Genomic DNA, 16191 nt, shown 5'->3' on the forward strand with positions numbered 1-16191 from the left:
TTTACAATCAAAAAAGCCAAATGCTAAAACAATAACATCGCTCATCAAAAGGTTTAAATTTCAGTTAGTTATAAAAAAATATGAATTTATTTTCAGTTTAACAGAATCTATTAGTAGATTAGAATTTTTTCTATCTACTACCTCCTTAAATTACCTAAATTTTTTTATCCATTTAATGTTAAGAGTTGCAACAGATAAACCCTGTAAGCTAGTATATTCATTTGCTAAGCATGAGTATTTAGGCTTTTTAATTGAACCTCATATTGTTCAGTTAAATCCTGACGGGGATTTTTCTCTCACCTACCAAAGACTTTTTACCAGTACGGCAAAAGAATTTACCAAATGGCTTGATCCTACTGATTTTAAGCTAATAAAACTTTTAGAGGATGTAGAACAAGATAGCATCATTAAAAAATTCTACAAAAAACCCATTAGAGCTACCGAATTTTTTAGTAAAAACTGGGATGAAAAATTTTATGATGCTGTAAGACCAAAAATTGAACAAAAATTAAGTGACGCTTTACTCCTTTTAAGAAATAAAGAAGTTTATGTGATGAGTAAAGAAGGTTGGCCGGTAGAAAAACAAATACATTTTGCAGAAGAGCCTGCAACCGTTTTATTTCATTTTAGAAGAAACGAAACAGAAACGAGATACTTCCCGACTATAAAATATTTAGAAAAAAGAATAGATTTCATGTTTAAAGATGCACAGGTGATTATCAATCATCCTGCTTATTTATTATTGGATGATGTCCTTTACAATTTTGAACAAGACTTAGAAGGTAAAAAATTATTGCCTTTTTTAAATAAGCGTTTTATTTCTATCCCAAAATCATCAGAGGCCACTTATTTTGAAAAATTTGTTGCTCCCTTGATTGAGAAATACCATGTTTATGCAGAAGGATTTACCATCCATACCGAAAAACATGAAGCAAAACCTATTTTAAAAGTGGTTTATGTATCTGGCGGAGTATCAGAAATCCAGCTATTTTTTAAATATGGAAATTACGTTTTTGCGGCTGGTGGCGATTTAGCCGTAACCGTAAGGATGGAAAAGGAAGATGATAATTATGTTTTTCACAGGATAAAAAGATCATTAAGCTGGGAGAAAAAGAAATTAGAGGAGCTTTTGGCTATGGGTTTAACCAAGCAAAGCGAATTATTTGTTCATTTAGAAGTTGCCCAAGTGAATGAAGAAAGCGATCGTTCTTTTTCTGTTTTTGACTTTATTAGCGAAAATCATGATGTTTTAATTGAAAAGGGTTTTGAGTTTGAACAAGATACCAGCGCTAAAAAATATGTTATTGGCAGCAGCAAAATAGACCTCGAGATTAAAGAGAAAAACGATTGGTTTGATATTGAAGCCATTGTACAATTTGGGAATTATAAAATTCCGTTTATTCAGCTAAAGCATCATATCCTCAATAAAAAAAGAGAATTTACTTTACCCAACGGAGAGATTGCTATTATTCCTGAAAAATGGTTTTCTCAGTATGGAAATCTGTTAAACTTTACAGAAGGCGATGAGGAGCTACGGTTAAAGAAGCTGCATGTAGGCTTGGTACATGATTTTGCCAATAGCGAGTTGGCTACCATTACCATGGACAGAAAATTACAACGCCTTTCTGATTTTGATAATATTGAAGAAATAGCTGCTCCAATTAATTTTAAAGGAGCTTTGCGTCCTTACCAAAAAGCAGGTTATGATTGGTTTCACTTTCTGCAAAAGTATAATTTTGGTGGTTGTTTAGCTGATGACATGGGTTTGGGGAAAACCATTCAAACTTTAGCCTTACTTCAAAAAGGAAAAGAAGAGCAAGCAGAACAAGGAATACACACTACATCATTAATTGTGATGCCTACCTCATTAATTTACAATTGGGTAAATGAAGCTAAAAAGTTTACCCCAAAACTAAAAATCCATACCCATACCGGAACTTTTAGAGATAAAAATATTGCTGTTTTTGATAAATACGATGTAGTAATTACCACCTATGGCATTACCAGAGTAGACATTGACGTGATAAAAGAAATGTATTTCCATTACATTATTTTAGATGAAAGTCAGAATATTAAAAACCCATCATCTAAATCTTTTAAGGCTGTAAAACAGTTAAAATCTAAGCATAAATTGATTTTATCGGGCACACCGGTAGAAAATACCGTGAATGATCTTTGGACACAAATGTCATTTATTAACCCAGGCTTATTGGGTTCGCAAACTTTCTTTTTAAAAGATTTTGTACAGCCTATAGAAAAGAAAAAAGATGAGGAAATGGCCCAAAAGCTACAGGTATTGATTAAGCCTTTTGTAATGCGAAGGACCAAAGAACAAGTAGCAACAGAATTGCCTCCAAAAACAGAAAACTTATTCTTTAGTGAAATGACTGAAGATCAGCTAGAGATTTATGAGCAAACAAAATCAGATTACCGCAACGAAATATTAAAGGCTTTAGAAACTGGTGATTACAGCAAATCGCCCATTCAAATGCTACAAGGCTTAACCAAATTACGCCAAATTGCTAATCACCCTGCTTTAGTAGATGCGGATTACAAAGGAGAATCGGGTAAATTTGAAGACGTAATTGATAAATTAAAAAGCGTAGTAGAAGCTGGGCATAAAGTTTTGGTTTTTTCTCAGTTTGTGAAACAATTAGATCTTTACAGAAAATATTTAGAACGTCATCATTACAAATATTCTTATTTAGACGGCGCTACCACCAACCGTGGAAAAGTAGTAGAAGAATTTAAAGCCGAACAAGACATTCAAATATTTTTAATCTCTATTAAAGCTGGCGGTGTTGGTTTAAACCTTACCGAGGCAGATTATGTATTTATTTTAGACCCTTGGTGGAACCCCGCGGTAGAACAACAAGCTATAGATAGAACCCACCGAATTGGGCAAAAAAAGAATGTGTTTATCTATAAATTTATCACTAGAGACACGGTGGAAGAAAAAATTCTGGCTTTACAAAATAAAAAACTACGAGTAGCCAAAAGCTTAATTACTACAGAAGATAGCTTTATGAAATCTTTATCAGAGGCTGATATTAAAGAGATTTTAGCCTAAACAAGTTTACCTCTCCAATTTCTGAGATCATTTTTTAAAAAATTTTAACGTTTTTATTCTTAAATAAAAACATCTTTCGCGTTTACATGTTCGAACATGTAAATAAAAATAAGATCATGAAAAAAATTTATATCCTAGCCATAGCATTAATAGTTAGTGCTACGGCGTTTAGCCAAACCAAAATGGCATGTTGTAATACTGCGGCTTCCACTCCAGATGGCTCAACAAAATCTACTGCAACAGTACAGTTTGCTTCTTTAGCAGATGATAAAAGTTTTGTTCAAGAACATCAAAACCCTTCTCCTTTTACAGCTACTACAGATTTAGGCGAAAAAATTACTTTTAAAGCAGCTGATGGTACTGATGCGAGCGGCTTTATGATTAAAGCTGCAAACCCAACTAACAACTACATTTTTGTAATTCACGAGTGGTGGGGATTAAATGATTACATCAAAGAAGTATCAGGCAAATTATATAAAGATTTAGGCAACATCAATGTAATTGCTTTAGATCTTTATGATGGAAAAGTAGCTACTACACAAGAAATGGCTGGTAAATTTATGCAAGGTGCTGATGAAAATAGGATCAAAAATATTATTAACGGGGCTATTAATTTAGCCGGTCCAAATGCTAAAATTGCAACTATTGGTTGGTGTTTTGGCGGAGGCTGGAGTTTACAAACTGCTATTATGGCTGGTAAACAAGCTGCTGGTTGTGTAATGTATTATGGTATGCCCGAAACTAATATAGAACGTTTACAAACTTTAAACACCGATGTTTTAGGGATATTTGCTAACAAAGACGGATGGATTACGCCTAAAGTTGCCGAAGATTTTCAGGCCAATATGAACAAAGCTGGAAAGAAATTAATACTAAAACAATATGATGCAGACCATGCTTTTGCAAATCCATCAAATCCAATTTACAATAGTGTTGCTGCTTCTGATGCTTATGCAGCAACTTTAAGTTTTTTAATGCCCCGATTGAAATAACATAAAGAATTTATAAATTATAAAAGCTCCTTTCTTTTTGAATTGGAGCTTTTTTTATGCCTTTAATATTCAATAAAAATTTAAAGCCTCATTAAGAATAATTTATAAGTTTGCAGAACTAAAATTTAGATAGATTTTGTATGCTTTTTTATTAGACGATTGAATCTAAATTTGCAGGTTGCGTTAACGATTGAAGCGGCATCCTTTTGGCTTTTCGCCAAAAGATACAGCGTAAAGCGTGTTAAAACGCCCAAATAAAATATTTTAAAAATGAATCGTTTTCAAATCACCTTTACTCTTCTTATTCTAATTATTGCCGGCTGTTCACCAAAGCCTTTTCAGCAAGCTCAAAAAATTCAGGAAGAAAAAGTAAAAGCAGTGGAAGAAAAAATGGAATTAAATGTAGCTCCATTTTTAGCAGATTCTTTTGGAAATGTTATTCCAACTTCTTATGTCCCTACGGTTAATTTTAGTAGTAGAAAACCTAATTTTGTAGTTATCCATCACACAGCGCAAGATTCGCTAGAACAAACCATTAAAACTTTTATTTTAGAACGCACACAAGTAAGTGCCCATTATGTAGTTGGCCGTAACGGGCATATTGTACAAATGTTAAATGACGAGTTAAGGGCATTTCATGCGGGTGTAAGTAAATGGGGAAATAATTACGATATGAATTCTTGTTCTATTGGGATAGAATTAGACAACAACGGTACAGAGCCTTTTAGCGACGCTCAAATTAATAGTTTATTAATTTTGTTAGCAAAACTAAAAACCACGTATAGTATTCCAACTCCTAATTTTATAGGTCATGCGGATATTGCACCCAAACGTAAGTCAGATCCAAGCATTTTATTTCCATGGAAAACTTTAGCCGATAAAGGTTTTGGTTTATGGTATGACATTCCAAGTGCATTGCCTCCTAAAGATTTTGATGTAGAAAATGCTTTACACAGAATTGGCTATGATACCAGAGATTTACCCTCGGCAATCATCGCATTTAAAAGACATTTTGTGAAATTAGATATCAGCCCAATAATGAGCAGTTGGGATAAATGTGTGCTGTTTAATTTGTATAGAAAGTATTGATTGAGTTATAAGTTGTAGGTTATAAGTTCTAAGTACTCTGCCAACCTAAAACTTATAACCTAAAACTTAAAACTCTTATCTCAAAACTTCTTTAGCCCAAGTATCTTTTAAAGTTACAGTTCTGTTAAATACTAAATGATCTTCTGTAGAATCTTTGTCTACACAAAAATATCCTTTTCTAATAAACTGGTAACGTCTATCGGGGTTTTCTTCTAATTGTTTACTCGCGTTGGCTAAATCTGGTTCTATGTAGGCATTTTTCAATACCACTAAACTTTCTGGGTTGATATAGTCTTTAAAATCGCCTTCTTCACGGTCGGGTTCTTCAGATGTAAATAACCTGTCGTACAACCGTACTTCGGCAGTTTTAGCATGTGGAACACTTACCCAATGCATAGTTCCTTTTACTTTTAAGCCCGATGTATCTTCTCCAGATTTAGAATCAGGGAAATAAGTACAATGAATTTCGGTTACATTTCCATCTGCATCTTTAACAAAAGAATCACATTGTACGATGTAAGCATTTTTTAAACGGCTCATTAAACCAGGCCCCAAACGGAAAAACTTTTTAGGCGGTTCTTCCATAAAATCTTCGCGTTCAATCCATAATTCTTTGCTAAAAGGAATTGCTCTTTCGCCATCATGACCCTCAACTTCTGGATTATTCTCGCCATGCAATAGTTCTTCTTGTCCTTCTGGATAATTGGTAATCACCATTTTAATGGGATCTAAAACCGCCATTCTTCTCCATGAAGTTTTGTTTAAATCCTCTCTGATAAAGAATTCTAACAAACTGTATTCTAATAAGTTATCACGTTTAGAAATCCCTGTTCTATCACAAAAGTTTCTGATTGATGACGGCGTAAACCCTCTTCGGCGTAAGCCACTTATCGTTGGCATTCTTGGATCATCCCAACCATTCACATATTTTTCGGTTACTAATTGCAACAATTTACGCTTGCTGGTAACGGTATAATTTAAATTTTTACGAGCAAACTCATATTGATGAGAAGGATAAATCTCCAATTGCTCAATCAGCCAATTATATAATTCGCGGTGCGGAATAAATTCTAAAGTACAAATGGAATGGGTTACATTTTCAATGGCATCACTTTGTCCGTGGGCAAAATCATACATCGGGTAAATGCACCATTTATCTCCGGTACGGTGATGATGGGTATGTTTTATGCGGTATAAAATAGGATCACGCATCAACATATTTACATGCGCCATATCTATTTTAGCTCTTAAAGTACGGCTTCCATCAGGGAATTCGCCGTTCTTCATGCGTTCAAATAGGTCTAAATTTTCTGCTGTAGAACGGTTTCTATATGGACTATCTTTTCCAGGTTCGGTAGGTGTACCTTTCAAAGTTGCCATTTCTTCTGCACTAATCTCATCTACGTAAGCCAAACCTTTCTCAATCAGTTTTACTGCGTAAGTATAAAGCGTATCAAAATAATCTGACGCATAAAACTCATTTTCCCAAGTAAAACCTAACCATTTAATATCATTTTTAATACTCTCTACATACTCTGTATCTTCAGTTACAGGGTTGGTATCATCAAAACGGAGGTTGGTATAGCCATTAAACTTTTGCGTTAAACCAAAATTTAGGCAAATGCTACTCGCATGCCCAATATGTAAGTAACCATTGGGTTCTGGCGGAAAACGAGTGACAATTTGAGCGTATTTTCCACTTTTCAGATCGTTCTCTACAATCTCTTCAATAAAGTTTAATGATTTTTCTTCAGACATCTTCAATAATTAACAAGTCACAAAAGTAAGAAAAAGGCGGGAAGCCTGTTTGTCATCCTTAATTTATTTCGGCAGCTGTAAATTAATGGTTTAAACTTTTTAATAATCAGAAAAGCAAAACCTATAATTCTTAGGTTATGATAGTCCCGTCATCCGCTCATACTGCACAACCTGTCCCGAATATCCATCGGGAGGCATTATTCGCAGGGCCGGTAAACGCTACTACCGGGTTTAGTTAACATAGGTTATTGCTACTATCTAAAAAAACCATATATCATTCACAAATTTTAATCTTCACCGTAAATTGATATTAACTTAAAACTTAAATGATAATTATTTAACATTTTAATTAAACGGGCTTAACCACAGCGAAATAGCTTTGGAAAAATTAAAATCCGAATATGAAATTAAAATTAATTACACTCTCTTTTATTTTATTAGCCTTTGCATCTTGTAAGAAAGATGAACCAGAATTTTTTGTTAATGAAGACGCCGCTACTTTTAGCGAGATAGGAAGTATAGATATTGGTGATGTTGGTGCAGCAGAAATTTCTGCTTTTGACCCTCAAACTAAAAGGTTATTTGTGGTAAATAACGGTACAGTTAACAAAATAGATGTGTTAGATTTTTCTGATCCTACAAATATTAAAGTAATTGCTACTATACCAACACTACCTTATGGTGGCGTAGTAAATAGTGTAGCCGTAAATGATGGTAAACTAGCTGCTGCAATAGAATCAACAAATAAGCAAGCAAATGGTAAAGTAGTTGTTTTTAAAACCAGCGATTACAGCGAGATTAAAGTAATAGAAGTTGGTGCATTGCCAGATATGATTACCTTTTCGCCAGATGGAAAATTTATTTTAACGGCTAATGAAGGTGAACCAAGTGACGATTATGCAAACGACCCGATGGGAACAATTTCTATTATAGCTGTAGAAAATTATACGGTAACCACCCTTAACTTTACTTCATTTGCAAGTCAGAGTGCGACCTTAAAAAGTAAAGGTTTCAGAATTTTTGGACCAAGCAATGATTTTGCTAAAGATATTGAACCAGAATACATCACCGTTTCTGAAGACTCTAAAACTGCTTGGGTTACGTTACAAGAAAACAATGGAATTGCAAAAGTAGATTTAAGCACAAAAACCATTACCAGCATCTTTCCTCTTGGTTTTAAAGATTATAATGTTGCAGGTAATGAAATTGACCCTAGCGATAAAGACAGTAAAATGAGTTTAACTAAATGGAAAGTAAAAGGCATTTATATGCCAGATGCTATTGCGGTTTTACAAAGCGGAGGAATTCCTTACCTTTTTACAGCTAACGAAGGTGATGCCAGAGAATATGCTGCCTTTGCAGAAATTAAAAGAGTCAAAGATATCAACTTAGATGCAACTGCTTTTCCAGACGGAGCCACTTTAAGAACTGATGCGCAATTAGGAAGATTAAATATTACCACTACTTTAGGAGATACTGATGGAGACGGAGATTTTGATGCTCTTTATTCTTTAGGAGCAAGATCTTTTAGCGTTTGGAATGGGAATGATGGAAATTTAGTTTTTGACAGCAAAAACGAATTAGATGCAAAAGCTATATCTGCTAATTTTTACGACGATGCAAGAAGCGATGATAAGGGTGCAGAACCAGAAGGAATAGCCATTGGAACCGTTGGAAATAAAAAAGTAGCCTTTATTGGGATGGAAAGAGTTGATGCCGTTGCTATTTATGATGTAACAGTGCCAAGTGCCCCAGTATTTCTACAAATCATAAAATGTGGCGATGCCCCAGAAGGTGTGTTATTTATTGAGGCTAAAAACAGTCCAACCAAAAAGAGTTTATTGATTGTTAGTAGTGAAAACGATGGTGTTATAAAAATTTACAGTCCAAGAACAATATAAAAACATAAACTAAATCTTTAAAAAGCCACTTTTAACCGAGTGGCTTTTTTGTTGAAATTTATGCTCCTATTATGTGAATTCTATAAATTATATTTTTAATTGGAGCAGCAAAAACATCAAAAAAAACATGAACAAAACGAAATTTTAAAAAAGATTTTAGAAATTCTGGAAAAGTCCCAATCAAATTAACCTAAGAGCGGTTATTTTTTTACCTAAAAACACCTATTTTAAATACCATAATCTTCACTATTATCTAACAAAACTGAACTAAAATCGTCTTCGTGATTTACGGCATAAATAATAGCTGTTTTAACAAAGTCATTTAAAGAAATATCATGTAAAGAAGCAAATGTTGCGGCCTTTTTATGTAAGCCTGCAGGTACTCTCACATTAAACATTCCTTTATAGGTTTTATCGGGAGTTTTACCTAAATTCTTACAGCTTTCGAAATAATCTTCTACTGCTTCTTTAAAAGCAGCTTTCAACTCTGCAACAGAAGTCCCTTCAAAAGTAATCAAATCTGTAATGCCCACTACTTTACCAAAAAACACTTCATCATCTGTACTGTATTGAATAGAAGCTGTATAATCCTGATATTTTAAGGAGTTAATCATTTTATTTTTCCTTTCTCTTTTAAATGATCCAAAACTTGTTCTATCACATAAGATTTAACAATAGGTTTTGGGTGTGGCTTGTGTAAACTAATAATTGATTGATCCTTATCCGAAAATTTCCTTCTAGACCCCCCGGTTTTTCCAGTTGCTATTTCTAAATAACCATAGTAACCTAAAATGACTACCAATTCATCCCAAGTCAAATCTTTTGGCTTATTTAAAAAACGGGTAATTAGTTTTTCTATTTTACTCAAATCAATATGTAACTATAATTCAGTTACAAATATAATAAAAAAATCATTTTCACGAATTTATCTCCTGCACATCAACTTGTAGTACTCCAAAAAATATTTAACTTCAGTATTCCAAAATCAAAACCTTAACGTTATTAAAAATGAAGAAGTTAAACCCAATTCTAACCATCGCTTTACTTTTTACGATTACCTTATTTTATTCCTGTAAAAACCAACAAAAGCAAACCACAGAAAACACCTACTTTGAAAAAACGGGAGATGATGTACAAACAGGTGGGGTAAAAATGATTCCTATTAAAACTCCAAAAGGGACTTTTAATGTGTGGACTAAACGTTTTGGGAATAACCCAAAAATGAAGATTCTTTTGCTAAACGGAGGTCCTGGTGCTACCCATGAATATTTTGAATGCTTCGAGAATTTTATGCCTGCAGAAGGAATTGAATTTATTTATTACGACCAATTAGGTTGCGGCAATTCAGACGATCCTAGAGATACTAGTATGTGGGATTTACCAAGGTATGTGGAAGAAGTTGAACAAGTACGCCAAGCTTTAGACTTAAGTAAAGATAATTTTTATGTGTTAGGACATTCTTGGGGTGGCATTTTAGCCATAGAATATGCTCTTAAATATCAAGACAACTTAAAAGGGTTAATCATTTCTAATATGATGGCTAGCGCTCCAGATTATAGTAAATACGCAGAAGAAGTGCTTTCTAAGCAACTAAAGCCTGAAGTTTTAAAAGAAATTAGAGAAATTGAAGCAAAAAAGGATTTTCAAAATCCACGTTATATGGAGCTGCTAATGCCAAACTTTTACGCCGAACATATTTTAAGAATGCCTGTAGATAAATGGCCCGAGCCAGTAAATCGCTCGTTTGCCAAAATGAACCAATCTTTATATGTAACCATGCAAGGACCTAGTGAATTTGGGCTTTCTGGAAAATTAGAAAAATGGGATCGTATGGCAGATTTAAAGAAATTGACCGTCCCTACTTTGGTGATTGGCGCAAAACACGATACCATGGACCCTGCACACATGGAACAAATGTCTAAAAATGCTCAGAACGGAAGTTATTTATTTTGCCCAAATGGCAGCCACATGAGTTTGTACGATGATCAGGAAACCTATTTTAAAGGGCTCATCAAATTTGTGAAAGGTGTAGATGGTGGTGAGAAAAAAGTAAGTCTCTAAAATATTTAGTAATCAAAACCATCATTAGAAAGAAGAAAAAGTCATCCTAAAAAAAAAGCGAAGGTTAATCTTAAAAAACCTTCGCTAAATAATTACCCAATCAAATGAGCTTTAAAATCTTGAAAGCTGTTATTCATGCTTTTCTTTTGATTAACTTTTTGATATAATTCTTCTACCTGAGCTGGAATATCATATTGAATATTTAGCTCTTCAAAAACATCTGGAAATTTACAAGGATGTGCGGTTGCTAAAACCACATAAGCTGTTTTTTTCTGCTTAGGATGTTGTTCTTGATCTGCTTTTACGGCTAAATAACCGGTTGCTGTATGCGGACAAACCACATAGTTTTCGGTTTGGTAAACTTCTACAATGGCTTTTTTAATTTGCTCATCGTTAAAAGCAAAAGAGCTTAACATTTCTTTTAAAGCCGATAAATCGTTATTAAACAAATCTAAAATTCTCACAAAATTACTTGGGTCGCCAACATCCATCGCGTTAGCTAAAGTTTGAACAGAGGGCCTAGCATTGTAAATTCCAGTTTCTAAAAATTCAGGAACAATATCATTGCTATTGGTAGCGGCAATAAAACGTTTAACGGGTAAACCTAATTTCCAAGCCATCATTCCGGCAGCAATATTTCCAAAATTTCCGCTTGGCGTTACAAATATAATGTCTTCATATTGATCTTTTAGCCTTGCATAAGTATTAGCATAATAAAACATCTGAGGAATTAACCTGCTAATGTTAATGGAATTTGCAGAGGTTAAATTTAATTTCGCATTCAGTTCTTCATCATGAAAAGCTTGTTTTACTAAAGCTTGGCAATCATCAAAAGTACCTTCAATGGCTATGGCTTCAATATTATTTCCGTTGGTGGTTAACTGCAATTCCTGTATCGGACTTACTTTTCCCTCTGGATATAAAATGGTGACTTTAATTCCCGGAACATTTAAAAATCCTAAAGCTACGGCTCCGCCAGTATCGCCAGAAGTGGCTACTAAAATTTGAATTTCTTTTTGTTCTTTTTTTAGAAAATGAGCCATAATTCTGCTCATAAATCGTCCGCCAAAATCTTTAAATGCTAAAGATGGTCCGTGGAAAAGTTCTAGAACAAAAGTATCATGAGCTAATGGATGCAAAGGCGCTTCAAAATTAGCCGCATCATCAATAATTGCTTTTAAATCCTCGGCAGAAATATCATCTTTCAATAAAGTATAAGCAATATCAAAAGCAATTTCGGGCAAAGTTTTTTGTTCCCAATTAGCCATTAAAGTAGCCTCAAGTTTTGGGAAAATTGTGGGCATATATAAGCCTTTATCAGCCGGAAGGCTATTAAAAACTGCGGTTTCAAAATCTACAGAAAGCTCGTGATTTTTAGTGCTGTATAATTTCATTTCTATTTAGTATCGAGTAGTTAGTATCAAGTATCAAGACACTTATAGATCTTGATACTTGATACTAATGTCTTGCTTCTATAAAACAATTGGTCCGTTTTTATTAATTTCTGATAAGTAAATATTGCTTTCAATTCCTTTACTAGCTAACAGCTGTTTTAAGTTTGAAAGTACTTTTTGAGCATTATCTGCTGATCTATAAAGAGAAAAAACAGTTGGGCCAGAGCCTGAAATACCAAAACCCAAAGCTCCATTTTCCATGGCTGTTTCTTTCATTTTATCAAACTCCGGAATCAACATTGATCTTACAGGTTCTACAATCACATCTTTCATGCATCGGCCTAATAAATCATAATCTTGAGTGTAAAGTGAACTGATTAAACCTGCAATATTTCCCCATTGAGTAACGGCATCTTTCAATAAAACTTTAGATCTGATGATTTGGCGGGCATCACGAGTAGGCACATCAACATGTGGGTACAACAAAGCACAATATAAATTTGGAACTGGCAATGCAATTACTTCTAAAGGTTCATAACTTTTAATGAGTGTAAAGCCTCCAAATAAAGCTGGCGCAACGTTATCAGCATGCCCATGTCCACAAGCTAAAGCTTCGCCTTCCATGGCAAAAGGCAATAATTGTTCTTTGGTTAAAGGCTGGTCTAGCAATTCATTAAGGGCAAATAAACCCGCCACAGCACTAGCCGCACTAGAACCTAATCCGCTACCCATTGGCATTTTTTTCTTTAAGCGAATATTTACGCCTAAATCTTCTCTGCCAATTTGTTTAAGTAAACTAATTACACTTGCACTTACCGTATTTTTTTGTGGATCTAAAGGTAATTTACCTTCATCACCTTCTATAGATACAATATTTACTCCCGGCTTCTCGGTCAGCTCCATCATCAGCTCATCGCCAGGTTCATTTACTGCAAAACCCAAAATATCAAAACCACAAACCACATTGGCTACAGTGGCGGGTGCAAAAACTTTTATAGATTTTTTCATTAACCTCGTCCTAAATCCTTGTTCTTTAATCTTTGTTCCTTATTCCTTTAGCTCTTACTTGCTCCTACCTTAACCAAATCTGCAAATACACCGGCGGCAGTAACTGCTGCTCCTGCTCCTGGTCCTTTCACTACCATTTGCGTTTCGTTGTATCTATCAGTAGTAAATGCAATGATATTATCACTTCCTGATAAGGCATAAAAAGGATGATCTGCCCCTACAGATTGTAAGCTGATTTCTACTTTTCCGTTTTCTAACTTCCCAATATATCTTAACACTTTTCCTGCTTGGGCAGCGTCTTTTTTCATTTTCTCGAAATAAGCGTTAGAGTTTTTCAACTCTTGATAAAAGGCATCAACATTTGGTGCTTCCGCACAGTTTTGAGGTAAAATTGCACCTAAATTTACATCACTAGCCTCCACTTCAAAACCTGCGTTTCGGGCTAAAATCAGCATTTTACGCATAAAATCTATCCCACCTAAATCATCACGAGGATCTGGTTCGGTATAGCCTTTTTCTTGTGCTTGTTTTACCACATCATGAAAATTATGCTCACCTTTAAAATTATTGAAGATAAAAGATATAGTTCCCGATAGGATGGCTTCAATTTTGGCAATCTTATCTCCACTAACTATTAAATCACTTAAAGTTTTAATGATGGGCAAACCTGCACCAACATTGGTTTCATAATAAAAATCGACGCCATGTTTTTGTGCCGTGTTTTTTAAATCGGCAAACTGGGAGTATGCACCAGAATTAGCGATTTTATTACAAGTTACCACCGAGATATTCGCCTCAAAAGCTTCTTTATAAAATTTAGAAGGATAAGGGCTTGCGGTATTATCAATAAACACACAATTTGGCAAGTTTAAAGCCTTCATTTGGGCCACAAATTCTTCTAAATTGGCTTTCGCCGATGAGGAATCTAAAGCGGCTTTCCAATGAGCCAAATCGATCCCATCGGTATCAATCAACATTTTTTTGGTGTTAATTAATCCCAATATTTTAATGTTAATGAGATTGTTTTTGGCTAAAAACTCTTGATGCCCGTTAATCTGATTCAATAATTCGGTACCTATGTTTCCTACACCCACCACAAACACATTTAAGGTTTTTTGTAGTTCGGCAAAGAAGGCATCATGTACTGCATTTAACGCTTTTGATAAATCTTGTTGATAAATAATTACCGAAATATTATACTCAGAAGAACCTTGTGCAATGGCAACCACATTAACTCCGTTTCTTCCTAAAGCGTTAAAAAGCTTCCCGGAAATTCCTGGAGTTTTCTTCATATTCTCGCCAACAATGGCTAAAATAGAAAGATTGGTCTCAATTTTTACGGGCTCTAATTTACCAGCTTGCAACTCTAATTCAAACTCTAACTCAATTAAGGCTTTTGCTTTTAAAGCATCATCCGGGTTGACTGCAAAAGTGATAGAATGCTCTGAAGAAGACTGCGTAATTAAAATCACATTCACTTGTTCGCGAGAAAGTAAGGAAAATAACCTACCGCTAAAACCTGCTTTACCCACCATTCCGCTTCCTTCAATATTAATAATGCTGATATGATCTACCGAAGAAATTCCACGTATAATGGTTTGAGTTGGTTTTAAATCATGTTTGATGTAAGTTCCTTCAAAATCTGGCTCAAAAGTATTTTTGATTACAATTGGTATCTTCTTTAAAAAAGCCGGAATCATGGTTGGCGGATAAATCACCTTAGCGCCAAAAAACGAAAGTTCCATAGCTTCGGTATAAGAAAGTTCTTCCATAGAGAAGGCCTTTTTCACTCGTCGTGGGTCGGCGGTCATCATTCCGTTTACATCAGTCCAAATTTCAATTTGGCTGGCGTCTAAAGCTGCACCTAAAATAGCTGCGGTATAATCGCTTCCACCTCTACCTAAAGTGGTTATTTTTTGTTGGTTATCGCTAGAAATAAAGCCTGTAACCACCACTAATTCTTCTTTATGATGCTCAAAATAATCTTTTACCAAAAAATTAGTTTGCTCAAAATCTACTTTTGCATTCCCATAAGAACTGTCTGTTTTTATCACTAAAGAGGCATCTAAAAACTCAGTTTTTTCATGAATGGTTTTCAAAATCCGGCTGATCATAAAAGCCGAACTTTTCTCACCAAAGCTTAAAACAGCATCTTTAGTTTTTGCGCTTAACTCCTGCAAAGAACTAATGCCTTGCAAAATGTCTTCTAACTCTTGAAAATACAACTTGAGTTTAGTGAGTACCTGATTTTGCTGCTGCAAAGGCACTAATTCCTTTATGACTGCAAAATGTCTTTTTTCCAGTTCTAATAAAGAGGTAGAAAAATCTAGTCTTTCTACTGCGTTTTCAGCCATTTTTAACAGTTGGTTAGTTACACCTCCCATGGCAGAAACCACTATAATAATTTGCTCTTTTTGATCAAGATTGGTCTTGATAACTGCCTTTAAGGCTTTTAGTGCTTCTACGGAACCTACGGATGTCCCCCCGAATTTTAAAATTTTCATTGTTTGAGTATAAAAAAAAGCGCCTTCCGGTTTCTCGGAAGGCGCTTGAATATGTTATTTTAAACCATAAACTACCTTCCCTTACGCTTTAAGCGTAGTGGTTGTTGTAGTATATGTTGTGTAAAAAGTCATTCTTAATGTGTATTTGATACACCAAAGCTAATGTTTCAAATTTTATTTACAAAATTTTTGTTACAAATAAAATAAGGGCGTTTTAAACCCAATGAAATATTGGGAAAAGCTAGTCTATAAAGCTATATTCTGCTAGATTAACCATCTTTTGGCTGTAGGGATAATCCTCGGATTATCAGATACGATTTTATTTAACAATACTCATTTTACTCAATTATTGAGTATTAACTAAACACAAAACAATTTTCAAAGCCATTCTTTGTCAAAAAAGGTTTATGGCTA

The 16191-nt window shown here is 34.4% G+C and carries 11 protein-coding genes; 5 read left to right on the forward strand and 6 right to left on the reverse strand.

What is annotated here, in order from left to right; genetic code table 11:
- Positions 1-175 precede the first annotated feature (175 nt).
- From FA046_RS01535 to FA046_RS01545, 3 genes are all read left to right on the forward strand, one after another.
- Positions 176-3070: a DEAD/DEAH box helicase gene (locus tag FA046_RS01535; RefSeq protein WP_136824602.1), complete on the forward strand. Its 2895-nt coding sequence runs from the start codon at positions 176-178 to the stop codon at positions 3068-3070.
- 116 nt (positions 3071-3186) lie between these two features.
- Positions 3187-4062 (forward strand): dienelactone hydrolase family protein, encoded by an 876-nt coding sequence (locus tag FA046_RS01540; RefSeq protein WP_136824603.1) that lies wholly within the window; start codon positions 3187-3189, stop codon positions 4060-4062.
- A gap of 270 nt (positions 4063-4332) precedes the next feature.
- Positions 4333-5151, forward strand: a complete 819-nt coding sequence (locus FA046_RS01545) for an N-acetylmuramoyl-L-alanine amidase (protein WP_136824604.1) — start codon at positions 4333-4335, stop codon at positions 5149-5151.
- Positions 5152-5226: 75 nt separating this feature from the next.
- On the opposite strand, the gene FA046_RS01550 is transcribed toward FA046_RS01545, so the two are convergent.
- Entirely contained in the window at positions 5227-6909 is a 1683-nt protein-coding gene (locus FA046_RS01550; RefSeq protein WP_136824605.1) for a glutamine--tRNA ligase/YqeY domain fusion protein, read from the reverse strand.
- A 401-nt stretch (positions 6910-7310) separates the two neighbouring features.
- Here FA046_RS01550 and FA046_RS01555 point away from each other — a divergent pair, with 401 nt between their 5' ends.
- Complete coding sequence (locus tag FA046_RS01555; protein WP_136824606.1) at positions 7311-8810, forward strand: choice-of-anchor I family protein; 1500 nt, start codon at positions 7311-7313, stop codon at positions 8808-8810.
- A 227-nt stretch (positions 8811-9037) separates the two neighbouring features.
- Here FA046_RS01555 and FA046_RS01560 read toward each other — a convergent pair whose 3' ends face one another.
- Complete coding sequence (locus tag FA046_RS01560) at positions 9038-9424, reverse strand: type II toxin-antitoxin system HicB family antitoxin (protein WP_136824607.1); 387 nt, start codon at positions 9422-9424, stop codon at positions 9038-9040.
- Positions 9421-9678: a type II toxin-antitoxin system HicA family toxin gene (locus FA046_RS01565; RefSeq protein ID WP_136824608.1), complete on the reverse strand. Its 258-nt coding sequence runs from the start codon at positions 9676-9678 to the stop codon at positions 9421-9423. Before FA046_RS01565 ends, FA046_RS01560 begins: the two co-directional genes overlap by 4 nt.
- A 140-nt stretch (positions 9679-9818) precedes the next feature.
- Between FA046_RS01565 and FA046_RS01570 the strand changes: the two genes are divergently transcribed.
- Positions 9819-10871 carry a proline iminopeptidase-family hydrolase gene (locus FA046_RS01570; RefSeq protein WP_136824609.1) on the forward strand — a complete coding sequence of 351 codons (1053 nt, stop codon included), beginning with the start codon at positions 9819-9821 and terminating at the stop codon, positions 10869-10871.
- Between the two features lie 92 nt (positions 10872-10963).
- Here FA046_RS01570 and thrC read toward each other — a convergent pair whose 3' ends face one another.
- The 3 genes from thrC to thrA all read right to left on the reverse strand — a co-directional run bounded on the left by thrC (position 10964) and on the right by thrA (position 15777).
- Positions 10964-12265: a threonine synthase gene (thrC, locus tag FA046_RS01575; protein WP_136824610.1), complete on the reverse strand. Its 1302-nt coding sequence runs from the start codon at positions 12263-12265 to the stop codon at positions 10964-10966.
- A gap of 78 nt (positions 12266-12343) precedes the next feature.
- Positions 12344-13273 carry a homoserine kinase gene (locus FA046_RS01580; protein WP_136824611.1) on the reverse strand — a complete coding sequence of 310 codons (930 nt, stop codon included), beginning with the start codon at positions 13271-13273 and terminating at the stop codon, positions 12344-12346.
- A gap of 47 nt (positions 13274-13320) precedes the next feature.
- On the reverse strand, positions 13321-15777 hold the full coding sequence (gene thrA, locus FA046_RS01585; protein WP_136824612.1) for a bifunctional aspartate kinase/homoserine dehydrogenase I: 2457 nt from the start codon (positions 15775-15777) through the stop codon (positions 13321-13323).
- Positions 15778-16191: the final 414 nt, after the last annotated feature.

The organism is Pedobacter cryophilus (genome assembly GCF_005116455.1).
Classification (GTDB): domain Bacteria; phylum Bacteroidota; class Bacteroidia; order Sphingobacteriales; family Sphingobacteriaceae; genus Pseudopedobacter; species Pseudopedobacter cryophilum.